Source organism: Ruegeria sp. AWH4_226, from assembly GCF_056159225.1.
Genome location: NZ_JBSWUU010000002.1, coordinates 168,137 through 191,654 on the forward strand (window position 1 = coordinate 168,137; position 23,518 = coordinate 191,654).

The 23,518-nt window shown below is 55.8% G+C and carries 20 protein-coding genes; 9 read left to right on the forward strand and 11 right to left on the reverse strand.

Annotation, left to right across the window (positions count from 1 at the left end):
* Positions 1-64 precede the first annotated feature (64 nt).
* The 3 genes from ACXAET_RS16240 (at position 65) to fcl (ending at position 3,263) form a co-directional block, all read left to right on the forward strand.
* Positions 65-946 carry a phytanoyl-CoA dioxygenase family protein gene (locus ACXAET_RS16240; protein ID WP_475187490.1) on the forward strand — a complete coding sequence of 294 codons (882 nt, stop codon included), beginning with the start codon at positions 65-67 and terminating at the stop codon, positions 944-946.
* Between the two features lie 204 nt (positions 947-1,150).
* Positions 1,151-2,275, forward strand: a complete 1,125-nt coding sequence (gene gmd / locus ACXAET_RS16245) for a GDP-mannose 4,6-dehydratase (protein WP_068333209.1) — start codon at positions 1,151-1,153, stop codon at positions 2,273-2,275.
* 10 nt (positions 2,276-2,285) lie between these two features.
* A complete protein-coding gene (fcl, locus tag ACXAET_RS16250; protein WP_475187491.1) occupies positions 2,286-3,263 on the forward strand; it encodes a GDP-L-fucose synthase in 978 nt (325 codons plus the stop codon).
* 33 nt (positions 3,264-3,296) lie between these two features.
* On the opposite strand, the gene ACXAET_RS16255 is transcribed toward fcl, so the two are convergent.
* The 7 genes from ACXAET_RS16255 to ACXAET_RS16285 all read right to left on the reverse strand — a co-directional run bounded on the left by ACXAET_RS16255 (position 3,297) and on the right by ACXAET_RS16285 (position 12,790).
* Positions 3,297-4,373 carry a DUF2793 domain-containing protein gene (locus tag ACXAET_RS16255; protein WP_475187492.1) on the reverse strand — a complete coding sequence of 359 codons (1,077 nt, stop codon included), beginning with the start codon at positions 4,371-4,373 and terminating at the stop codon, positions 3,297-3,299.
* 216 nt (positions 4,374-4,589) lie between these two features.
* Positions 4,590-5,483 carry a UTP--glucose-1-phosphate uridylyltransferase GalU gene (gene galU / locus ACXAET_RS16260; RefSeq protein ID WP_475187494.1) on the reverse strand — a complete coding sequence of 298 codons (894 nt, stop codon included), beginning with the start codon at positions 5,481-5,483 and terminating at the stop codon, positions 4,590-4,592.
* Between the two features lie 307 nt (positions 5,484-5,790).
* Positions 5,791-7,596: an ABC transporter ATP-binding protein gene (locus ACXAET_RS16265; RefSeq protein ID WP_475187495.1), complete on the reverse strand. Its 1,806-nt coding sequence runs from the start codon at positions 7,594-7,596 to the stop codon at positions 5,791-5,793.
* Position 7,597: 1 nt separating this feature from the next.
* Positions 7,598-8,527 (reverse strand): ABC transporter permease subunit, encoded by a 930-nt coding sequence (locus tag ACXAET_RS16270; RefSeq protein WP_475187496.1) that lies wholly within the window; start codon positions 8,525-8,527, stop codon positions 7,598-7,600.
* An 11-nt stretch (positions 8,528-8,538) separates the two neighbouring features.
* On the reverse strand, positions 8,539-9,462 hold the full coding sequence (oppB, locus tag ACXAET_RS16275) for an oligopeptide ABC transporter permease OppB (RefSeq protein ID WP_068333192.1): 924 nt from the start codon (positions 9,460-9,462) through the stop codon (positions 8,539-8,541).
* 66 nt (positions 9,463-9,528) lie between these two features.
* On the reverse strand, positions 9,529-11,157 hold the full coding sequence (locus ACXAET_RS16280) for a peptide ABC transporter substrate-binding protein (RefSeq protein WP_475187497.1): 1,629 nt from the start codon (positions 11,155-11,157) through the stop codon (positions 9,529-9,531).
* A 397-nt stretch (positions 11,158-11,554) separates the two neighbouring features.
* Positions 11,555-12,790, reverse strand: a complete 1,236-nt coding sequence (locus ACXAET_RS16285; RefSeq protein WP_475187498.1) for a lytic murein transglycosylase — start codon at positions 12,788-12,790, stop codon at positions 11,555-11,557.
* Positions 12,791-12,975: 185 nt separating this feature from the next.
* Between ACXAET_RS16285 and ACXAET_RS16290 the strand changes: the two genes are divergently transcribed.
* From ACXAET_RS16290 to ACXAET_RS16305, 4 genes are read left to right on the forward strand one after another with little or no spacing between them, the layout of a single operon-like run.
* Positions 12,976-13,938: a cytochrome ubiquinol oxidase subunit II gene (locus ACXAET_RS16290; RefSeq protein ID WP_475187500.1), complete on the forward strand. Its 963-nt coding sequence runs from the start codon at positions 12,976-12,978 to the stop codon at positions 13,936-13,938.
* On the forward strand, positions 13,935-16,019 hold the full coding sequence (locus ACXAET_RS16295; RefSeq protein ID WP_475187501.1) for a cbb3-type cytochrome c oxidase subunit I: 2,085 nt from the start codon (positions 13,935-13,937) through the stop codon (positions 16,017-16,019). Before ACXAET_RS16290 ends, ACXAET_RS16295 begins: the two co-directional genes overlap by 4 nt.
* Positions 16,016-16,648, forward strand: coding sequence for a cytochrome c oxidase subunit 3 (locus ACXAET_RS16300; RefSeq protein ID WP_475187502.1), 633 nt, complete (start codon positions 16,016-16,018; stop codon positions 16,646-16,648). The genes ACXAET_RS16295 and ACXAET_RS16300 overlap by 4 nt, the downstream gene beginning before the upstream one ends.
* Positions 16,641-16,967 carry a cytochrome o ubiquinol oxidase subunit IV gene (locus tag ACXAET_RS16305; RefSeq protein WP_475187504.1) on the forward strand — a complete coding sequence of 109 codons (327 nt, stop codon included), beginning with the start codon at positions 16,641-16,643 and terminating at the stop codon, positions 16,965-16,967. Before ACXAET_RS16300 ends, ACXAET_RS16305 begins: the two co-directional genes overlap by 8 nt.
* A 99-nt stretch (positions 16,968-17,066) precedes the next feature.
* On the opposite strand, the gene ACXAET_RS16310 is transcribed toward ACXAET_RS16305, so the two are convergent.
* A complete protein-coding gene (locus ACXAET_RS16310) occupies positions 17,067-17,429 on the reverse strand; it encodes a fluoride efflux transporter FluC (protein ID WP_475187506.1) in 363 nt (120 codons plus the stop codon).
* Entirely contained in the window at positions 17,426-17,833 is a 408-nt protein-coding gene (locus tag ACXAET_RS16315; RefSeq protein WP_475187508.1) for a fluoride efflux transporter FluC, read from the reverse strand. The genes ACXAET_RS16310 and ACXAET_RS16315 overlap by 4 nt, the downstream gene beginning before the upstream one ends.
* Positions 17,834-18,030: 197 nt before the next feature.
* On the opposite strand from ACXAET_RS16315, the gene ACXAET_RS16320 reads away from it, so the two are divergent.
* Positions 18,031-19,611: an FMN-binding glutamate synthase family protein gene (locus ACXAET_RS16320; protein ID WP_475187509.1), complete on the forward strand. Its 1,581-nt coding sequence runs from the start codon at positions 18,031-18,033 to the stop codon at positions 19,609-19,611.
* A gap of 513 nt (positions 19,612-20,124) precedes the next feature.
* On the opposite strand, the gene ACXAET_RS16325 is transcribed toward ACXAET_RS16320, so the two are convergent.
* Both ACXAET_RS16325 and ACXAET_RS16330 read right to left on the reverse strand, forming a co-directional pair.
* Entirely contained in the window at positions 20,125-20,580 is a 456-nt protein-coding gene (locus ACXAET_RS16325) for a hypothetical protein (protein WP_475187512.1), read from the reverse strand.
* Positions 20,577-21,989: a GMC oxidoreductase gene (locus ACXAET_RS16330; protein ID WP_475187513.1), complete on the reverse strand. Its 1,413-nt coding sequence runs from the start codon at positions 21,987-21,989 to the stop codon at positions 20,577-20,579. Before ACXAET_RS16330 ends, ACXAET_RS16325 begins: the two co-directional genes overlap by 4 nt.
* Before the next feature lie 371 nt (positions 21,990-22,360).
* On the opposite strand from ACXAET_RS16330, the gene ACXAET_RS16335 reads away from it, so the two are divergent.
* Positions 22,361-23,512 (forward strand): alpha-hydroxy acid oxidase, encoded by a 1,152-nt coding sequence (locus ACXAET_RS16335; protein ID WP_475187515.1) that lies wholly within the window; start codon positions 22,361-22,363, stop codon positions 23,510-23,512.
* The last annotated feature ends 6 nt before the right edge of the window (positions 23,513-23,518 follow it).

A 23,518-nucleotide genomic window follows, 5' to 3' on the forward strand; every position in this document is an offset into this window, starting at 1 on the left:
GTGCCACGCTGCTTTGTACTTATCTCGGTTTAAGCTGGATGGACCAGATTTCATGAGGTTCACCATGCTGCAAACCGCTCAATCTTCACTCGCCCTGACAGCCGACCAAACCGCGCAGTACTGGGAAGACGGTTATCTATTTCCCTTGACGGTTTTCTCGGAAGCAGAAGCCGCTGAGATTCGTGCAGAATTCGAACAGCTTGAGCGTGACTGGCTGTCCGCCGATCTGCCGCTGCCGCTGAACACGTACAAACGCGTCAATGCTCACCTTGTGATACCGCTGGCCGCACAGATCGCCTTGGATAAAAGGGTCCTGGACGTGGTTGAGCACATTTTGGGACCTGACATCATGGTTTGGTCCGCCGAGTTTTTTGTCAAAGAGGCCCATACCGAACACACTGTGGGCATGCATCAGGATCTGACCTATTGGGGCATGGGCGAAACTCCGGATCAGGTGACAGCCTGGATCGCGCTGTCGCCCGCCACGGTCGCAAGCGGATGCATGGATTTCGTTCAGGGTAGCCACAAGAACCCGATCCTGCCGCACACCGACACGTATTCTGACACAAACCTGTTGTCGCGGGGGCAGGAAGTTGCTGTTGAGGTCGCAGAAGAGGAAAAAACCCATATTGAATTGGCACCCGGTCAAATGTCGCTGCATCACGGGTTGACCATCCATGGGTCGGGGCCCAACCGGTCCGATGACCGCCGTATTGGTTTGGCAATCCGGTATCTCAACCCGAACGCACGACAATTGGTTGCTGATCGCGACTATGCGGTGCTGGCACGCGGGCAGGACGGGCAGTCGAACTTTGTGGCGGTTGACCCTCCGCAGGAACTGTTTTCAGAGCAGTCACTGGCCTTGTATGAGCAGGTGCGCCGTGATCAGAGCAAAGCGTTAGCCGATGGTGCAAATAGCGCTGTCCCGCTATACGGAGGGGACTGACACATCCTCTGCGATCGAAAAGGCGGATCCAGCTTGTTCCTTTGCGGTTAATAAAAGCTTTGTTACCAATAAAGTTTCTTGGCGACTTTGCAGGCAGGAAATAGCCGCCGACTCTCGTGATGTTCGTCGCCTTGGGTTGCATTCTGGGACGTCTTGCTGTTTTGAGACGGCAACGTTTCAAAATGGATTCAGCGAGAAAAGAAGATGACAAAAAAGGCGTTGATTACCGGCATTACCGGGCAGGACGGATCCTATCTTGCGGAATTCCTGCTTGAGAAAGGGTACGAGGTTCACGGAATCAAGCGCCGGGCGTCTTCGTTCAATACGCAGCGGATCGACCACATCTATCAGGACCCGCATGTTCCGAACCCGAAACTGCATCTGCATTACGGCGACCTGAGCGATACATCAAACCTGACGCGCATCATTCAAGAAGTACAACCGGACGAGGTCTACAATCTGGGTGCGCAGTCGCATGTTGCGGTCAGTTTTGAATCACCGGAATACACGGCAGATGTCGATGCAATTGGCACATTGCGCTTGCTGGAAGCGATCCGGTTTCTTGGGCTGGAGAAAAAGACAAGGTTTTATCAGGCCTCGACGTCGGAACTTTACGGTCTGGTGCAGGAAACTCCGCAGCGCGAAACAACGCCGTTCCACCCACGTTCGCCTTACGCGGTTGCCAAGCTGTATTCCTACTGGATCACCGTGAACTATCGCGAAGCGTATGGCATGTATGCCTGCAACGGTATTCTGTTCAATCACGAAAGCCCGCGCCGTGGTGAGACATTCGTGACCCGCAAAATCACCCGCGGGCTGGCGAATATTGCACAGGGTTTGGAAGACTGTCTTTACATGGGCAATATCGACAGTCTGCGCGATTGGGGCCACGCAAAAGACTATGTACGGATGCAGTGGCTTATGTTGCAGCAGGAAAATCCCGAAGATTTCGTAATCGCGACCGGAGTGCAATACTCGGTGCGGCAGTTTATCGAATGGTCGGCTGCCGAGCTTGGTATCACGTTGGAATTCACAGGCGAGGGCGTCGATGAAATTGCGTCCGTTAAGGCGATCCAGGGTGAAAATGCTCCGGCGCTCAAGCCGGGGGATGTGATCATGCGCATTGATCCGCAGTATTTCCGCCCTGCCGAGGTCGAGACGCTGCTGGGGGACCCGTCGAACGCCAAGACCAAGTTGGGGTGGGAGCCTGAGTTGACAGTGCAGGAAATGTGCGCCGAGATGGTCGTCGAGGATCTGAAAACCGCCAAACGCCATGCGCTGTTGAAAGAGCATGGGTATGAATTGCCGGTAAGCCTGGAAAACGGTTGAGGAGAGCGCCATGCGCAAGATCTATGTAGCTGGCCACCGCGGGATGGTCGGCGGTTCAATTCTGCGCCGTTTACAGGATCGTCAGGCCGCGGGTGACGCGCTTGAACTGATAACCCGTACCCATGCTGAATTGGATCTGACCGATCAGGCCGCTGTGCGGGACTTCATGCAGACGGAGCGACCGGATGTGGTGATCCTGGCCGCCGCCAAGGTTGGTGGAATTCACGCGAACAACACCTACCCGGCGGATTTCATCTACGACAACCTGATGATTGAATGTAACGTGATCCATCAGGCGTTTGCGGCGGGGATAAAGAACCTGCTGCAGTTGGGCAGCTCTTGCATCTATCCGCGCGCTGCGACGCAACCGATGCGAGAAGACGCTCTGCTGACCGGTGTTCTGGAGCCCACAAACGAGCCGTACGCTGTAGCCAAAATTGCCGGGATCAAGCTGTGTGAAAGCTATAACCGGCAGCATGGGGTCGACTACCGCTCGGTCATGCCGACGAATCTTTATGGTCCCGGCGACAATTTCCACCCGGAAAACAGCCACGTCCTGCCCGCCTTGATCCGCCGTTTTCACGAGGCAAAGCGGGACGGTCTGGCAGAGGTGGTGATCTGGGGCACCGGCAAACCCCGCCGCGAATTCCTGCATGTGGATGACATGGCCGAGGCATCGTTGTTCGTGCTCGAGCTTCCGCGTGACGTCTACGAAGCAAACACCCAGCCGATGCTGAGCCACATAAATGTGGGGTGTGGTGAGGATATCTCTATCGCGGAACTCGCGGCTTTGGTGGCTAAAACGACCGGCTTTACCGGGCGCATTACGCAAGATGTCAGCAAACCAGATGGTACCATGCGAAAATTGATGGACGTGTCCCGTCTGGCCGATATGGGTTGGCGCGCGCGCATCGGGTTGGAAGACGGTATTCGAGAAACTTATGCCTGGTTCCTTGATCAGGCAGATGCGGATCTGCGGGTCAAGTAACTGCCCGGACAAGCGCCCGAGCAGACTTTCAGATCAGAACCAGCGGCCTATTGCGACGCCCGTTGGGGCCAGTGCTGTTGTATCAAGTGTGGTTGCCATGACCTTGAAGCCCACCTCTGTCTCGGTCGGGGCATCAAAGCCGATAAACCGGGTGCTTGCCCCACCTCCGCCGCTAACCGCAATTGCCGCTCCAGAAGCGAAAGCCATGGGGAAAGCCCAGATTGCGGCGTTGCTTGAAAACAATGCCCCATCGGCATTTGCACATCCCGTTGCAGGCAGCGTTGCGGTGCATATTTGCGTTCCATCGGCAAATCGAACGTAATCTCCGTTTGTGGTCGATCCTCGCTCGATCACTGCACCGGTCGGCGCGCCGCCATTTTCCGAAACGGGACCAACAAGATTTCCCGGACCATAGCCGAAGTCCGCTCGCATCAGGCGACCAGAAGTTGTGTCGTCAGGGCTGTTCTGAACCGCGCCACCACTTGCGGTACCCGTGGTCGGGTCAAAGCGAAGCGCGTCGGTCCAGGTGCCGCCGTCAGGCGAAACCTTGATGGCAAAGCCGGTATTGCCTGACAAACCCATCTCGGCGTGACCGGTCCAGTTGGACTGAAACAGCAAAGACGCTGTTTCGCCTGCGCTGGCCTTGTTGATTTTTAGCTGATGACCACCGCCTTCGTGGCTAAGCAACGTCGCAGGCGACCTCACGGACAGGCGGTTCGTGCTGTCAAAGCTGGTTGCAATACCCACGCCATCAAGATTCTGCGCCGCAACCGGAGGCTCAATCCATGCACTGCCATCCCAGACGGTCATACGCCCGTTGGATTCATCCCAAGCGCGCCAGCCGATGCGGGGGGCGACAAGATGCCAGGCGTTGTCCAGCCACGCGGCAAGCATCCCGGCCTGGCCCGTCCAATCCCCGGTCGGAGCAGAACCGAGGGCGTGAACCTCACCCTGATCAGGAACGGCCGGCGGGGTCGATGCGTTTATCGAGACTAGGCTAAGCTGGGTGATGAGATCCAACTGCCGCAATGCCTCGTTATGGGTCACGTGTTTCTGTGCCTGCGATGGTTGCAGAAACGGTAGGTTCAATCGGGGTGAGTTCTGTGACAAGGGCGTCCTCCAGTGACACTAGGTGCGACAATTGAATTGCGCGCCACATTGCCGGGCGATGGATGAATCCCGCCTGACCGGAACGTACGCCTTTGGAACCTTTTGTTATTCTTTTGCAGGCCAAAAAGACATGGGCCAAGTCGCAGAACGCCTTAGCCAATCGGTAAATTTTCCACATTCGCCGAAAACAAGCGTTTTCCGTCAAGAATGCGTCTGTTACTCAGCAGCTTGCCCTGTGGCGACAATATCATGCAGATATTGGCTCAGGTCGTCACGTAGGTCACTGCGGGCGAGGGCAAACGCAACAGTTGCTTGCAGGAACCCAGATTTCGAGCCGCAATCGAACCGCTGACCATCGAACTTGTATCCAAAGACTGGCACGCCGTTGCCAATGTCTTCGGCAATTGCATCGGTCAGCTGAATCTCTCCACCACTGCCCTTTTTCATCTGGTTCAGGTTATACAAAACCGACGGACCCAGCACGTAGCGGCCAATAACCGCAAGGTTTGAAGGGGCCTCTTCCGGTTTTGGTTTTTCGACCATGCCCCGCGCGCGTACGACGGGGCCAATGTTTTCACCCACATCCAACACGCCATATGCGCTGGTCTTGTCCGCTGGAACCTCCATAGCTGCGACCATGTTTCCGCCGGTTTCCTCATAGGCTTCAATCATCTGTTGCAGACATGGTTTTTCAGCAGCAATCACGTCGTCGGGCAGCATCACGGCAAAGGGTTCATCACCAATAAGGCGACGCGCGCACCAGACGGCGTGACCCAGACCCAACGCTTTGTGCTGGCGAATATAGGCTATTGCCCCGCTTTCCATGTTGGTGGCGCTCAACGTCTCCAAAAGGTCATCTTTGCCTTTGGCTTTCAGCTCCTGTTCAAGAACCAGGTTGTGATCAAAATAGTCTTCAAGTGCGGACTTGCCGCGCGACGTAACAAAAATGAATTCGGTGATGCCGGCAGCACGCGCTTCGTCAATGGCGTACTGCACCAGCGGGCGGTCGACCAAAGTCATAATCTCTTTCGGGACGGACTTTGTGGCTGGCAGGAACCGAGTGCCAAGCCCCGCGACTGGGAAGATCGCCTTTGTGACTTTGCGTACCATATGACCTCTCAAATTAGCAGAACAGTGTCGATATTTTGTTGTCCAACGTGGACCTCTTAGGGGCTGCGCCGCTAACAATCAACGTCCACGACGAACCCCGGCAGACTTAGTTTGGATGGTGCCACCCAAGGGGATAGAAGTCAAAAAGATCGCGTTTCGTTCGCGAAAACCAATCGATTTTTTGCTGCGACTTGCTTCAGAACCAAGCACCAACCTCCGGCCTGTCGGGCCGGCGTCGTTCTGCGCCCACTGCGGGCAAGATGAAAGAAATACCGAAGCCGCGCAATTGGGCTTCGGTACAGGGTGGTCAGGCACCGTTCATTATCGCATCGAGCGGATCGTGTTCGGCAACGAAGTGATCCGGTCTCACCTCGCTGAGTTGCGGGACGTAATCAGGCTGACCCGCAGCTAACCGGCTGGGCAAAAACCGCAATGCCGCTTTTGGGTCCATCGGTGAAGGCAATTCGCCAGGCAGTTTCAACCGCCGCCGCGTTCGTTCAACGTCAGGGTCCGGGATTGGAACGGCCGAGATCAGGGATTTGGTGTAAGGATGGATCGGATCAGAGCAAATCACTTCGCCATCCCCAAGTTCGACGATCCGACCAAGATACAAGACCATGATCCGGTTTGAGACCGCGCGCACCACGGAAAGATCATGGCTGATAAAGATCATCGACAGCCCGAACTCTTGTTGCAGTTCTCGCAACAATTCCACGATTTGCGCCTGAATGGATACGTCCAGCGCCGAAACCGCCTCGTCACAGATGATCAGCTTGGGTTTGTTGATCATGGCTCGCGCAATGCCAACCCTTTGGTTTTGCCCGCCGGACAGTTCATGCGGGTATCGGTTGATCATGTTGGCATTCAGACCCACCCGCTCCATCATCTGCGCGACCATGTCCTTGCGTTCGCGATCCGTCAGGTCGGGGCGATAGGTTTTCAAAGGTTCCGCGATCGAGGCGGAAATCGTCATCCTGGGATCAAGGCTGGCCAGCGGGTCCTGGAACACGATCTGAAGGTCCTTGCGGTACTTGTTCAGTTCGGCTCGTTTCAACCCGACGATAGGATGACCCAGCCAGCTGACATTCCCCGCACTGGGTTCAATCAGTTGCAGCACGGCCCGGGCGAGGGTGGATTTGCCGCAACCGGATTCACCCACAACGCCCAGCGTTTCACCCTTGCGGATGTCAAAACTCACGCCATCCACGGCCTTCAACGGTACCTTGTGACCGAACAGCCCGCCCGAGACATGGATCGGGAAATGGACTTTGACGTCGTCGACCTTCAGCAGAGGTTCTTCGGTCTTTTCCAGCGCTTTGGGCGCATCGCCTGCATCAATGCGCGGCATCGCCTCAAGCAGAGTTCGTGTGTATTCGTGCTTTGGCGCGCGGAAGATTTCACGCGCGTCTCCGGCCTCGACAAACTGACCCAGACGCATGACCTGTATCCGGTCACACATTCGTGCGACGACGCCCATGTCATGTGTAATCAGGGCAATTGCGGTACCTTCGTCTTTTTGTAGCCGCACCATCAAGTCCAGAATGTCGGCCTGAACCGTGACATCGAGCGCAGTGGTTGGCTCGTCCGCGATCAGCAGTTTTGGATTGCAAAGCATCGACATGGCGATCATCACGCGTTGGCGCATCCCGCCCGATAGTTCATGTGGGTATTGATCGAGACGCCGTTTTGCCTCGGGGATACGCACACGGTCAAGCCATTCAAGGCATCGCTGTCGCGCGGCAGAGCCTTGTAGCCCTTCATGCACTTGCAGAACTTCGCGCATTTGCTGGCCGATCCGCAGATGCGGGGTCAAAGCGGTTAGCGGGTCCTGAAAGATCATGCCCACATCCGAACCACGGATCTTGTTCAGCTTGCCAACGGGCAGGTTCAGGATTTCTTGCCCGTTCAGCATGGCCGAGCCCTCGGCCCGCCCTGCTGGCGGCAACAGCCCCATCGCGGCCATGAACGTCTGGCTTTTTCCCGATCCGCTTTCGCCGACGATGCCAAGGCACTCGCCCGGGTTGATGTCGAAGCTGATCCCTTTGACAGCCTCGACAACGCCGTCCGGAGTTTCGAACTGGACGCTCAGGTCTTTTATGGAAAACAAGCTCATATCAGCGATCCTTCGGGTCCAGTGCGTCACGCAGACCATCGCCGATGAAGAACATCGAGATGATGATTGCGACATAGAATGTCAGGGGGAACATAAGCTGCCACAAGGTTCCATAGGCCATCGTCCCGGCACCTTCGGCGATCAGCCTACCCAAAGACGTGTAGGGCTCTGAGATACCCAGACCCAAAAACGAGATGAAGCTTTCGGTAAGGATCATCTCAGGCACCAGAAGCGAGGCATAGACGATCACCACCCCCAATAGATTGGGCAGGATATGACGATACATGATCGTGAATTCGCTGACGCCGGCGGCGCGTGCGGCTTCGATGAACTCGCGGTTCTTCAGGGTCAGAGTTTGCCCTCGAACGATCCGCGACATGGTCAGCCAGCCAACCGCGCCAAGAGCGAGGAACAACATGAAAAATGACCGTCCAGCCACGACCAGCAGCAGGATGATGATCAAGGTTGCGGGGATCGCCAACAGGATATCGACAAAGCGCATCATCACGCTGTCGACACGCCCCCCGATGTAACCGGCGGCGATACCGTAACAAGTGCCGACGATCAGCGCCGTGGCCGCCCCGATGAGGCCAACCAAAAGCGATGTGGTCGTTGCCTGAATGACGCGGCTGTAAAGGTCGCGCCCCAGATCATCGACGCCGAAAAAATGCCCGGTTTCGAGGGAAGGCATCCCCATCCCGCGCACATCCCCCATGACGTTCCAGTCGATTTCTTCATTGTCCCATACGGCGAAGTACGGTCCGATGATTGTGAACAGAACAATCAGGCTTAGAACAAAAACGCTGGCCATCGCGGCCTTGTTGCGAACAAACCGCATCCGAGCGTCCTGCCACAGCGAGCGCCCCTGAATGACCGTGTAGTCGGTGACATTTTCGGCCAATTGGGCGGCTTTTTGTGATTTTCCTAGCATTGGTTCGCCCCTCAGTACCGAATTTTCGGATCAAACCAGGCGTAGGCCAGGTCCGTCAGCAGGTTCACGACGACAGTCAACGCGCCATAAAGGATCGTGACCCCCAGCAGCACGGCATAGTCTCGCGACAGGGCGGACCCGACATAGGCTTGCCCCAGCCCGCCGGTGGAAAAGTAGATGTCGACGAAAACTGAACCTGTCAGCACATAAACAAAGACCGGCCCAAGATATGACACGACCGGCAACAGCGTTGGCTTCAACGCGTGACGCCAGATCACGGTTCTGGTTGGCAGACCCTTGGCCCGCGCGGTGCGGATGAAGTTCGAGTTCAGCACCTCAAGCATCGAGGATCGCGTTATCCGTGCGATAGATCCCATGTATGACGTCGCAAGTGCAATCACGGGCATGATCAGGTACGGCCATTGCCCGCCGTTCCATCCACCGCCCGGCAGCCATCCCAGCCATAGGGTAAAGGTCAGGATCAGGATCGGGCCCATGATGAAGTTCGGCAGCGCTTGGGCTGCGATGCCCAGCCCCACGGCGAAATAGTCGATCCAACTGTTGTGCTTGATCGCCGCGGCAATTCCTAGACCGACACCAACGGACGTCGCGACGAGGAACGACAGCGACCCGTAAGTCAGTGAGATCGGAAAACCCTGGGCGATGATATCATTGACGTCCCGGTCCTTGAACTTAAAGGACGGGCCAAAGTCGAAATGCACGACGATATTGTAAAGGTAGTCCCACAACTGCTTCCACAGTGGTTGGTCCAGCCCGTACCGCGCTTCGATATTCGCCAGAACCGCCGGCGGCAGAGGTCGCTCAGACGTGAATGGCCCACCGGGCGCAAAGTGCATCAGAAAGAAACAGGCGACGATCAGCAGCAGGATCGTCGGAATGGCAACCAGCAGTCGCCGCAGACTATAGGCAAGCATTTCATGCCCCCATGCTTATTGGCCCTGCCCCGGATGCTTCCGGGACAGGGCGTGGTTCAAAGACGATTACTCAGCGAGCTTGTATAGGTTTTTCGAGTACCAGTTTTGCTCGACATTGTTGATCGGCCAATTCCCGACATCGGTGTCCATCATGTAAACACCCGCATAGTGGTAGATCGGGATCACAGGAGTTTCCTGCGCGATGATGCGCTCAACCTCGGTGTACAACGGGGCCGGATCATCAGCAGTTTTGGCCTGGGCCAGAAGCTCGTCGACACGGGCGTTGCTGAATTTGCCGTCGTTATAGCCGGAATCCGACTGCAGCAGGTCCAGGAAAGTCGAAGCTTCATTATAGTCGCCGCACCATGCGCCGCGGGCCAGTTCGAAGTTCTGGTTGCCGCGCTCTTCCAGGAACACTTTCCATTCCATATTGGCCAGTTCGACATCTACGCCCAGTTTCTGCTTCCACATCTGGCTAACAGCAACTGCGACCTTTTTATGGTCTTCGTTGGTGTTGTAGACCATTTCAAAGCTCAGCGGATTGTCCGGGCCATACCCGGCACCGGCCAGCAATTCCTTGGCCAGTTCATCCCGTTCAGCTTGGGTCATTGAGGCCATCTCAACCTCGGGAACGGTAAACCCTGCGGTCGCTTCGGGCGCGAATGTATAGGCCTGCGGCTGACCCCCGGCCATTACTTTTTCAGTGATGATTGCACGATCCACCGCGAGCGACAGGGCCTGACGTACGTTCGGGTCTTTGAAGGCCTCGGGGCCATCTTCCGTCAGGTTGAAGGTATAGTAATAGTTGCACAGGCGCGGAAAGCTGATCGCTTCGTCCGGATGCTCTTGGCTAAGGCGGGGGAATTGGCCTGCTGGAACTTCGGTACGGTCCAACTCACCAGCCAGATAACGCGTCAAGGCAACGTTTTCGTCATTGATGATAAGCGCGACCACCTTGTCGAGAATAGTGTTCTCGTTGTCCCAGTACATTTCGTTCCGTTCGCGAACCGAACGTTCCTGCGGCACGTGCTCGGTCAGGATGTAGGCTCCATTCGACACGATATTTTCGGGGCGGGTCCAGGCGTCACCATGTTCCTCAATGACCTTCTGCGGAGCCGGGAAGGTGGTAGAATGCGTGGTCATTTGCGGGAAATACGGCAGCGGCGCGCTGAGCGTGACTTCCAGTGTGTGATCGTCGATTGCCTTGACACCCAGCTCGTCAATCGGCTTTTCGCCAGCGATAATTTCGGCGGCGTTTTCAATCGACATCAATTCCATGAACCAGGCATAGGGTGACGACAGTTCGGGATCGACGGCACGTTTCCATGCATAGACAAAATCACCAGCGGTCACCGGGTCGCCATTCGACCATTTGGCATTGTCACGTAAAGTGAAAGTATACACGTCCTTGGTGTCGTTGGTTGTGTACGCGGTGGCTACGCCAGGAACCAAATTGCCGTCTTCGTCCTGATTCATCAGGCCTTCGAACAAATCCCGTGTGATTTCGGCGCCATAGGTGTCTTCGACAACCTGCGGGTCGACCGAACTGTGCTCATCCCCAAGGCGATAGATAAAAGTCTGGTCTTCGGCCAGCGCTTCGCCGGTTTCCGGGTGTGTGCCAGCGGCAAAGGCGGCACCGGTGATCATGGTCGAGGTCATTAGCCCCGCCAGAGATGTCCGAATGTACTTGTTCATTTTTGTCTCCCATTTTTAAGGTGGCAAAGCGCGCGCCATTCAGGATGGTCGCTGCCACCATGTTTGTCCGACCTTGAACAGGACTGACACGGATTCAGATTTTGCTTTTTCAAATCGCACTGAACACCGCATCACAGTCATTTGGTTTGCAGTCAGGAACGTGTTTGCGAAAGTCGCCTCTCACTGCCGCAGAAAGTGACACTATTTCAAATCGGGATAAAGATGCTGCCTGCAATTAAAGCAACTATAGGTGGATAGTGAGCGAAACCGGTGTTAGTGCTGAAATTAAATAAGGAAACTTGACCTAATCGTGACACTTTCGTGAAGGCGACTGTTCATACTTGACCTGAGGGAAATGCGGCGATGGTCGGTAAAGGTAAGAAAAACGGGCGAATCGCTATTGTGTGAGGGCGGCGTTCATACCCTGTTTTGGAAAGCAGGTCGGCGGTTGCCCAGTGCCCTCTTGCCACCGCCCGATTGAGCGTCGGGTCTTGTACCCAGGCAACCCATCGACCCCGCCGACATCATGCCCTCGGTTTTCGAGCGCCTGTTGCATGGCGGCGATGTCAGATCGGTACAGGGTGCCGATGTTGTCCCAGCCCGTATTGAAGTTCTGGACGCCGAATTGAATGCGGTCGCCGACATGACCCACAAACAAAGCATAAAGATCGCTTTTATTGTAGTCTTTCAGCACATAGAAATTCGGTGTGACGATAAAGGCTGGCCCATGGCGTCCGGCGGGCATCATTAAATACCCTTCACCTTGTAATTCGTGCTGGGGAAATGGCTTACCCGAGACGCGGGTTACTCCTATGTCGACCCAGTCCTGAATGGACCGCCCTTGGTCTGGTCCTTCTAATGCGCAGGAAACGTGAGCTGGAACCGATACTTCAAACCCCCAATCTCTCCCGGCGACCCAACCATGCGCCGACAGAAAATTCCCGATGGAGGCAATCGTATCCTCAGTCGATCCCCAGATATCGAGCCGCCCGTCCCGGTTCCCGTCCACTGCGTAAGTCAGAACGTTCGAGGGCATGAATTGCGGTTGACCCAACGCGCCTGCCCAGCTGCTTTTTAGTCTTCCCGACGGTGCGTGGCCGGCTTGTGCGATCTGCAGTGCTGCGATTAGTTCTTCGGTGAAATATACCGACCGGGTGCTCATGAACCCCTTGGTGGCTAACACCTGAAAGGCGTCGTGCCGGATGGGCACTTGGCCATATCCGCTCTCGCGTCCCCAAATCGCAAGAATGATCTGTCCGGGCACACCAGTTTCCGCTTCGACCTGCGCAAGGATCGTCGCGTGACGCCGGGCCATCTGCCGACCAACCGCAGTAGCGCCTTGAACGGAGTTTGCGTTAAAATATATGCCCGGCGATCCGAACTCGGCCTGATTTTGCTGTTGAGGCGTTTTGGCAATCGACCCCGGCGGTACAAGATCTGGCAACTTCCAGTTGAGCGTCACGCCATCAAAGGCCCGCTGCATCGTCACCCGGGAAACGCCCTTGGCCTTGGCCCGCGGCCAGATCGTTTCTTGTAGCCAGATTTGGAACTGATCCTCAACCGCAGAACGATCCTGCGCGCGCGCCTCTGTCAGAAGGCATGTCAGGCAAAAGGCGAAAACTATCCAACGCATTGCTTGAATATGTCATTAGACCAAGCAGGTGTGTCAACCGCGTCATCGACACGCTTTTGAGTATTCGCTTCTACAAAAGCTGCCCCCTACTGTGCGCGAAGACCAAGAAGTTAGGAAAAACCTTGAGAAAACCGCCGACCCTGCCGATAGTTGGCAGAAACGAAGGCTTAAGAGGATGAACAAGCGTGGCCATACTCAAACCTTCAGCACTGCTATGGGCAGGACCGGCTGCGATTGCTTTTGTGGTCGTCTCAGGGCAAGTTTCTTGGGCCAGTGACAGTTTCTTGGACCCTCAAGGGCCGATTGCTGCGGCCCAGAAAACGCATTTGCTGCGGGCGACCGCCCTCATCCTGATTGCAGTGATCCCGGTGCTGGTTCTGGTGCCACTGATTGCTCTGCGATATCGGCGGCGTCGGGGCGGGTCTGCACAGTACAGGCCAAAGTGGGACTTCTCGGCCAAGCTGGAATTTGTAATGTGGGGTGTCCCGGTCGTAATCGTGGCGCTCTTGTCGTTCTACTTATGGAAGGCCACGCACCGCTTAGACCCATACTCAAGCGGTTTTGGTGAAACACCAGCTTTGACTGTTCAAGTCGTCGGTCTGGATTGGAAATGGCTGTTCATCTACCCGGATCTTGGCATTGCCAGTGTTGGTGAGCTGGGCATCCCGGTCAAACAACAGGTCGCGATGACGTTGACCACGGATACGGTGATGCAGTCCTTTATGATCCCCGCCTTGGCCGGTCAGATCTACGCCATGCCGGGAATGACAACAAAATTGCATCTGGTTGCGGACACACCCAAGACGATGCAGGGCGAAAACACGCAATATAGCGGGCGCGGGTTTACCAAGCAGAAGTTTCAGACCTTTGCGATGCAACCCAAAGAGTTCGATGCCTGGGTCGAAGGGGTCCGTGCCAATGGTATCCCCCTTACCGACGAAACCTATCGGACCCTTGCCATGCGCACCGACCGGGATGAAGTGCAAGCCGCACTTGGGACCGCAAAAATGCCAGAGCGTGCGCTATACTTCACGCTTGAGGATGGTGATCTATTCCAGTCCATCCTTCACCGCTATCACGGAGGGCAGCCGCTGCCGGTTGATCAGCAACCGGGCACCGCTCAGTTTGGCAAGAAGGGTGCGCAATGACCGAAACCGGTTTCTTTGGCCGCCTGACTTGGGACTCTTTCCCGATTGCAGGGTTAATGAAAGAACCCAATGCCAATGAGATCGTGGCAAACGCAGCCGCAGGCGTTGTGATTGTTGGGGTTGTCGCAGTCGTCGGGTTGCTGACCTGGTTCCGATTATGGGGACCATTGTGGCGCAACTGGCTGACCAGCGCAGACCATAAGAAAATCGGGATCATGTATATCGTCTTCGCCATCGTCATGCTGGCACGTGGCGTGCTGGAGGGCGTTGTCATGCGTGCCCAACAGGCGGCAGGACCGGGCGAGGGTTTCCTTGAGGCCGAACACTTCGCCGAGTTGTTCAGCACGCACGGCACCATCATGATTTTCTTTGTCGCTGTTCCCTTTGTCTTTGGCATCGCGAATTTTCTGATCCCACTGATGATCGGTGCGCGGGATGTAGCCTTTCCAGTGATGAACCAGATCAGCCTTGGCCTCACGGTATCGGCTGGCATGATGCTTATGGTGTCGTTGGTCGTGGGGCATTTCTCAACCGGTGGCTGGACGGCCTATCCGCCTTACACGGGCGCGGCATTCAACCCGGGAGTGGGTCCGGACTATTGGATTTGGGCCATCGTCGTTTCCGGCATCGGAACCACGCTGACCGGGATCAACTTTGCGGTTACGATTTATAAACTGCGCGCACCCGGAATGACGTTCATGAGGCTGCCTATCTATTGCTGGACGATCATCAGCAGCTCGATCCTGATCGTCTTTGCCATGCCGCCGCTTGGTGTGGCGGCGCTGATGCTGGCTGCGGACAGGTATCTGGACTTTCATTTTTTCACCAATGACCTGGGCGGTAACATGATGAATTATGCCAACCTGTTCTGGTTGTTCGGCCACCCCGAGGTATACCTGCTTGTCCTGCCTGCCTATGGTATTTTTTCCGAGGTTTTTGCCACGTTTTCGGCCAAGCGACTGTACGGCTACAACTCGTTAGTCATCGCCACCATGTGCATCGCCATTCTGTCATTTACCGTCTGGCTGCACCATTTCTTTACCATGGGCCAAAGTGCGCTGATCAACGCGGTGTTTGGCATTGCCACCATGCTGATCGCCATCCCCACAGGCGTTAAGGTCTATGACTGGATGGCGACCCTGTACCGCGGCCGCATCCGGTTTTCGGTGCCGATGCTCTATGGTCTGGCCTTTCTGATGCTGTTCGTCATCGGCGGGTTGTCGGGTGTGATCCTCGCCAATCCGACGGTGGATTACCAAGTGCACAACACGCTGTTCCTAGTGGCGCATTTCCACAACGTCCTGTTGCCCGGCGTGCTGTTTGGTCTGCTGGCGGGATACAATTACTGGTTCCCCAAGGCGTTTGGTTTCCGTCTGAACGAGGTCTGGGGCCGGATCAGTGTTGTGTTGTGGACCGTCGGTTTCATGCTGACCTTCCTGCCGCTGTATTTTGTGGGCCTGATGGGAATGCCGCGCCGGTCGTTCAGCTGGGAAGACCTCAGCTTTCATCCCTATATGATTGTCGCCGTCATCGGTGCGCTGGTGATCCTGTCCGCGTTGCTGTCGGTGATTGTGCAATTGTTGATTAGTATCCGCGACCGCGAGAAAACCCAAGTACCCGTTGGCGATCCCTGGGATGCACGCACCTTGGAATGGTCGATCCCGGCACCGCCTCCGCCCTACAATTTCGCCATCATTCCTCAGGTCACGGACCGGGACAATTTCGCCGCCGCCAAGGAACGGGGCGATGCCTACCCAAGGCCGGACGAATACGAGGATATCTCGATGCCGCGCAACACCGGGATAGGATTCATCCTGTGCGTGCTCAGCGGTGTTTGGATGTTTGCTCTGGTCTGGTGGATTTGGTGGCTGGCCGCGTTGGTGACAGCGCTTATGCTTCTATCCTTCATCTTATGGACTTTCCGGCTGGATATAGAAGAAGTCATTCCCGCCGCAGAGGTTCGCAAACAGCACGAGGCCTGGCTGGATTTGGTGAACACTGCTGCACCTGTTGATCGCGATCATGAAACCGCCCCGGAAAACCGCGGTCTCGCCCGGCCTGATCTGAAGGCGGTGACATGAAGCGTGCCCCAACCCATAGCTATCCGGGCCTGAACCTTGGGCGACGTCATGCCAGTGCCGACAAGGCTAGCGAAGTCGTCACCTTCGGCTTCTGGGTCTTTCTGATGAGCGATCTGGTCTATTTCGGGCTGATGTTCGCGATCTACATCACAATGATCGACGCGCAGGCTGGCGGGCCCGGCCCACATGATCTGTTCAACATGACGAGCATTTTTGCCCAAACCCTGATCCTGCTGACCAGCAGCCTGACCGTGGGGCTGGCGATGCTAGCGCTGAAGTACAACCTGCCCCGGTGGCGGATCGTATTCTGGTTCAGCGTCACTCTGGTGTTGGGAATTTGCTTTTTGGTGCTGGAAATCCGCGATTTCATGGACATGGCCGAAAAAGGAGGCATCCCCCAGCGCAGCGGGTTTCTGTCCGCTTTTTATGGTTTGGTTCCCTTGCACGGGTTGCACGTTGCTGCCGGGTGCCTGTGGCTTATCGTTCTTGGCATTCAGCTGCGGGTCTTTGGTTTGACGGACCTTGTGATGTCGCGCGTCGTGCGGCTTGCATTGTTCTGGCATTTCCTCGACCTGATCTGGATCGGCATCATCACCATCGTTTACTTCGGAGGTCTAGCCTATGGATAAGCGCAGCGAGATGCACCGGCGCGAGCGGCGGCGCTATGTGATCGGATATGGTGGCTCTCTTTTGCTGACGGGGGCAGTTTTTACGATCGCCTATACGTTCGGGATAAAGACAATTGGCGCCTACCTTGCAATCGCGGTGCTGGGCTTGGCGCAGCTGGTCGTGCAACTGGTTTACTTCCTGCACATTGACCGTCGCCGAAGCAGCCGGGAAGACCTAGATCTGATCCTATTCTCGACGCTTGTCCTGCTGATCATCATACTGGGTACCGTCTGGATCATGGGAAATCTTGCGGTTCGAATGCATACTTACCCAATGTAACAAAGCTGATCAGCGTGGGCGATCACGTCTTTCACATCGCGGCTGCTTCCAGTTCTCGACACGTTTCCAAATGCCAAATCGCGCGCGTTTTCTGACGCACTAACCTATCAGGACCAGGCCCATCCAAAATGCAAACCAGCACAAACCAAGGCTAAGCAAGATGTTCCCTGCGGCCATCGCGATTGTGCGCTGACGCCGAAGTTCAAGCGACTGGTATGCAAAGCTTGAGAACGTTGTGAACCCGCCGCAAAAACCAAAGACCAGCCGCTTTTCTTCTTCGCCTATGTCACCGGGCCCGCCCAAATACCCGACCCAAAGCCCCAGAAGAAGGCTGCCCACTACATTTACAATCAGGGTCGCAAAAGGCAGGTCGTGCCGGACCCGCAACGCAATCCAATGACGCAGCACTGCGCCAAGACCGCCACCTAGTCCAAACATGACGTGAAGGTAAAATTGGCTCATTCACTTGCCCGCGGTTCGTGCAGTCGTCGCCCCAAAGCTTCACCAAGGATCGCAGCAGCGAGTCCGATCGCAATCTCCAACCCTGCAGCCGATACAGCGCCCCAAAGGTTCGAGGTGGCCAAGCGTTCCAGTTCAGCCACAAAGGACGAAAACGTGGACATCCCGCCACAGAACCCGACGGCCCCAAGATGCAGGACATGCGCGTGTACGCGGTTTCGAACCGCATAAAGCCATCCCAGGATGAAGCAGGCCACAACATTGATACCAAATGTCGCCGTCAGGATCGGAGCGCCGGGAATCTGCGCCGAGAACGCTTCGCGTAGCAGCGATCCTATTGCTCCACCTACAAAGACGGCGGCGAACATGATGGCCGTGGTCCGGGCGGTGGCTGAGGTCTTTGTCACGGTCAATCATCCTGCCCGATGTCGTCATTGATTTTGCATACATATTGTCGATTGGCTGATCAACACTGGTCACATCCCGTGGCCGTATCGAAAGCCCGCCCAATCGCACGATACCGCTCACAAATGCTTGCAATTAAAAGCCGATTTGATCCACTTTTGTCACAAGCCAATCCGCCGACACTTTGGGAGAGCAAAACATGGTTGTACGCAGACTCTACTATTTTCTAAGTTTCGTTTGTCTGCCGCTGACCTTGCTGCTGGGGTTTTACTGGCCGCCCGCCCATTGGCTTTTGGTTGTTCTCATTCCTTACGCCATCGTTGGCATGTATGACATGCTTACCACCAAGCACAACGTGCTGAACAATTATCCTGTGTTGGGTCACTTCCGTTACATGCTGGAATTTGTCAGCCCAGAAATCCGCCAGTATTTCGTAGAAACCAACGAAAGCGGCCGCCCCTATAACAGGATTGTGCGCAGCCTCGTTTACGCCCGCGCCAAGGGGCAGGTGGACACACAAGCCTTCGGTACGCAATACGATATTCTGTCTGTGGGATATCACCGTGCCGCCCACTCGCTAGCGCCCAAAGATGTGCCCGAAAGCGAAGAGCGTGTCATGCTTGGTGGTCCGCAATGCAGCAAACCTTACAACGCTTCGCGCCTGAACGTTTCAGCCATGAGTTTTGGCGCGCTCAGCGCAAACGCTATCCGTGCGTTGAACGGCGGTGCGAAGGATGGCGGTTTTGCCCACAATACGGGCGAGGGTGGTCTGTCGCCCCATCATTTGGCCGAGGGTGGTGATATCATTTGGCAGATTGGCACCGGTTACTTTGGATGCCGCACGCCAGACGGCGGGTTCGATAAGGATAAATTCGCCGAAAAGGCGAAAAAAGACGTTGTGAAAGCGATCGAGATCAAACTTTCACAAGGCGCGAAACCCTCTCATGGCGGGGTACTGCCTGCCGCCAAGGTTGATGAGGAAATCGCTGTAATTCGCGGTGTCCCCGTGCACCAGGATGTTATCTCGCCGCCCACCCACTCAGCCTTCGAAGGCCCAATGGGTCTGATGCATTTTGTCCAGCACCTGCGCGAAATGTCGGACGGAAAGCCTGTCGGGTTCAAGCTGTGCATTGGCCGCCGGTCCGAGTTTATGGCGATCTGCAAGGCAATGCTGGAAACCGGAATCCTACCCGATTTTATCACTGTTGATGGTGCGGAAGGCGGGACCGGGGCAGCGCCGGTTGAGTTCACCAACCGACTTGGCATGCCGCTGAACGAGGCGTTGATCTTCGTCAACAATTGCCTGCGCGGCGTCGGTCTGCGCGACAAGATCCGGATCATCTGTTCAGGCAAAGTGGCGACCGGATATGATATGGTTGAGAAATTCGCGCTTGGCGCCGATATGTGCAATGCCGCGCGTGCCATGATGTTTGCGGTGGGCTGCATTCAGGCACTGCATTGCAATACCAATCGTTGCCCGTCAGGTGTTGCGACGCAAGATCCGATCCGGGGCAGGGCGGTGAATGTGCCCCAAAAGCGCAAGCGGGTGCACCGTTATCATGACGCAACTTTAGAGAGCTTTCGAGAACTGCTGGGCGCCATGGGTAAGGAAAGGGTCTCGGACCTGCATCCAGGCGATATCCACCGTCGCACGGCCGATGAAACAGAACGGTCCTATGCTGAGCTCTATACGTTGATCGATAAAGGTGTTTTGCTATCCGACTGCGCCCCGGACGCCTTTGCAACAGATTGGAAAAACGCTTCAGCCGACCGTTTTTAGCCTTCGGCACTTCCGTCCACTCAGTGCTGGCGCGTAGGGTGTGAGGCTAAAATTCTCTTGCAGTTTAGGCTTGTAAAGTTTCCTTGCCATCACTTTCATCCGCCTACGCCCAAGAAAGTATTGCGGCCGTAGAACCCCGTACTGACAATCACTCGTGAACTGGCGTTGCGGGACGTCAGCAAACGCATTTGGGAGGTGGGTTTTTGGACCGCGGTCTCAATCAAAGTAGTGCTGCAGGACGTGGGACTTGCACCAAGTGGAAGTATTGCGCGATGCGGAATCCAGCCCGCAAGGGTGAAACTCAATTAGCGGTGCAGTCAGCTTCACGGTCCAATACAACAACCGTTCCCGTGTCCCAGAGATCAACCCTGTGCGAGAAAGAAGTACAACGCTTTTGGGTCGGCGGCTGAACGAGTACGCTCCAGAATACATCGATTGTAAGGATCAGCAGATAATGGTTCGCCGCTCAGACTCCCGGTATGTTTGGCGCCATCGGAAAGGTGAAAACCGAATTCACTCGGCCTGTGCGATCGAGTCCGCCCAGGCCAGCCCATTATGGGACAATTGGTTGATGCAGCTATTTATGAAAGGGTGGAAAATCCCGAAAAACTCCAGATCAGAGCCGGTCTCGGTCGAAAGAACGACATTGGTTGAGGTCGCGAATTTGACAACAATACTTCTGTCCAGTTTCACCGTTTCGTCTTCAACATAGGGAAGATGCCCACCCTTCAGATTGAAAACTGCGTTGACCACGTGGCCGGGCATACCCTTGTTGATCAGAAAGCTCTCATAGGCGCTTGTGAATTCCTGCGCTGCGGGTTTCTCCGCGACGTCCGGGCCATAAACACGCGTGATAACCTCTTGCGCATGGGCTTTGATCGCGCCGGGCTGCAGGGCAAACCGAAGCCCGCCGATCACCGTTGCCAGACACACACCCCCAAGCAATGCGCTACGTCTTGAGATCATCATCGTACCACCTCCGCCGCGCGTAAGGATAAAGCCGACAAGGTCAGGGTCGGATTCGCCGGCGAGCAGGTCGGAAACGCCCCCGACCCCAAAGCAAAAACATTCGGAACCTCGTGTAGCCTCAGATATTCATCCACCACCCCTTCGGCAGGATCGGTGCTCATGCGGTGCGTGCCCTGGATGTGGGCCTGGCTGGGCAAGATGCCGCTGACCGTCATACCGTCAAGATCGTCTGGAATGATGCCTGGTAGACCCTCCAGCGCGCGCTGCAACCCCTTGTATGCATAAGGATGATGTCCCGTCCACTCGATTACCGGAACGTCATTTTCAAGAAGAACCCTGTTCTCGGCAAGAGGCAGATCCTCGGCCGCAAGGGTCAGAACCAGCCTGTTGGTCCATTTGCCGACTTCTTCACGAATGTTGGGCGTTGCGTTCGTGCTTTCGATCAGCACAGCGGCGGCGTTTGAACGGTCGGTGTCGTGATAGAAATGATATCCGTGGCTGGTTTCAGAGGTGCCGCCAAAGTAGTTTTTGATCGTGGCCGTATCGACGATCACAGTCTGCGAGGCTTCCTCATGCAGATACCGCCCCAGCGCCGCTGATGTCACGCCGGACCGCAGCAGAATGGAGGTGTTGAAAATGGCATTGGCCCCCAGCGCGAACACGCTGCCTTTGACTTTGATCTCTTGCTCGTTTGGTCCTCGCAAGATGCCATGTGTTGCCCGACCCCCTTCAATCACCAACTCTCGGAACTCTGTTTCCAGCACATAGCTGGCCCGAGGATGGGCAAGCTGATCAAAGCCGTTCAGGATGGTGAATTTTGCCCCTGCCGGGCAAATGCTGCACACGCCGTTGGCGCAACAGTTTGGCCGTGTTCCGCCGTTCGAGCGTGCGGTCGGCAGCGGAACCCACCAAGGGCTGTGTTCCCGCAGAACCTTGTCGGCACGTGACATCTGATGCGGTGGGAAAGGAAAAGGTGTGTCGCGCGGGATGATGTGATCTGATTTGCCTCCTGCGACCTCCATCAAGGATTCCGCCCACTCATAATACGGGGTCAGTTCCTCGTAGCCGAATGGCCAGTCCATCCCGACGCCGAACAATGAATTCATCTTGAAATCATCTGGGTGAAACCGGGGCGTGTCCCCCTGCCAGTAGTTGGAGTTTCCACCGAAGGCCGTGAAACTCAGCCATTTTTTTTCAAAGCCCGACGTATTGCGTTGAGTGATGCTTTCCCTGACGCCCCAGCCATCCCGAAGCTGCGCTTCGTGAGAACGAAACGCACCTTTTTCAATTACAAGAATGTCCAAATCCGGCGGCAAAGCATGTGCAAAAAACATTGCAGCAAAACTGCTGCCGACAACGACCACATCCCATTCGCGGGACGCGACCTCCGCAAGTTCAATGCGATTCATTTATTCACCCAAGCCTCTAAAGAGGCGCATAACAACTTCAATCGTACGACATACCTGGTTGGTCCAGCCTACTCTGTAGCGGTGGTTTGTCAAATCACGCTTATATTTCGATAATTTACGATGCAATTGAGACATGCCGAGCCAATTGTTTTCTCAGCTCTTTATGGCCTCAGTTCACATCTGATGCATCGCCAGATTACCTGGTGCTGCTAGTGCTGAAATGCGTTTACCAAGCCCGGATCAAGTTGATGCATGTCCAAAAACGCGTCATACCCTTGGTGTTGCCGCGGTTGGCCGGTTGGGTGTTGGTCCTTGTCAGATCACTCCTTGCCAGCTGGCTGCTTTTGATCGCCTGCTACGGAGCGTGAAATATGCGTCTGAGCCAATGCCATAACTTCCATGACTTTCGGCGACTGGCCAAGCAGCGGCTGCCGGGGCCGATTTTCAACTATATTGACGGTGGCGCGGATGATGAGGTGACATACCGCGAAAACACCATCGCGTTTGAGCGTTGTGATCTGTTACCTTCGGTCTTGCGCGGGGTTTCGGACGTCGACATGTCTGTCACTGTGATGGGGCAAAAGCTGGATATGCCGGTGTATTGTTCGCCCACTGCATTGCAACGCCTGTTCCACCATCAGGGTGAACGCGCTGTAGCGGCAGCCGCCGAGAAATACGGCACCATGTTTGGTGTGTCCTCGCTGGGCACCGTATCGCTGGAAGAGTTGCGGAAGAAACACAAGAATCCGCAGGTCTATCAGTTCTATTTCCACAAAGATCGGGGTCTGAACGCCGCCATGATGCAGCGTGCCAAAGAGGCGGGCGTCGAGGTGATGATGCTGACCGTGGACAGCATCACCGGCGGCAATCGCGAGCGTGACCTGCGCACCGGCTTCTCGATCCCGTTCCGTCTGACGCTGGGCGGCATGATCCAGTTTGCGATCAAGCCGATGTGGGGGATCAATTACGTAACGCATGAGAAATTCCGCCTTCCGCAGTTGGAAGAACACGTGGATATGGGCGGCGGTGCAAGCTCGATCGGTGGGTATTTCACCGATATGCTGGACCCGTCGATGAACTGGGATGATGTGGCCCAGATGGTGCGCGACTGGGACGGGCAGTTCTGCCTGAAAGGGATTATGACCGCAGAGGATGCCAAGCGTGCAGCCGAGATTGGGTGCACCGGTATCATCCTGTCAAACCACGGTGGCCGTCAGCTTGACGGGTCACGCACGCCTTTTGATCAACTGTCCGAGATCGTGGGCGCGGTCGGTGACAAGCTGGACGTGATGATGGACAGCGGTGTGCAACGCGGAACGCATGTTCTGAAAGCACTGTCGCTTGGGGCCAAAGCAGTTGGCGTTGGGCGGCATTATCTTTATCCTTTGGCTGCGGCAGGGCAGGCGGGGGTAGAGCGGGCCTTGGGTCTGATGCGTGCCGAGATTGAACGCGACATGAAACTTGTGGGCGTCACCAGCGTGGACCAACTGAGCCGCGAGAATATCCGCTTTCGAACAACATAGTCAGAG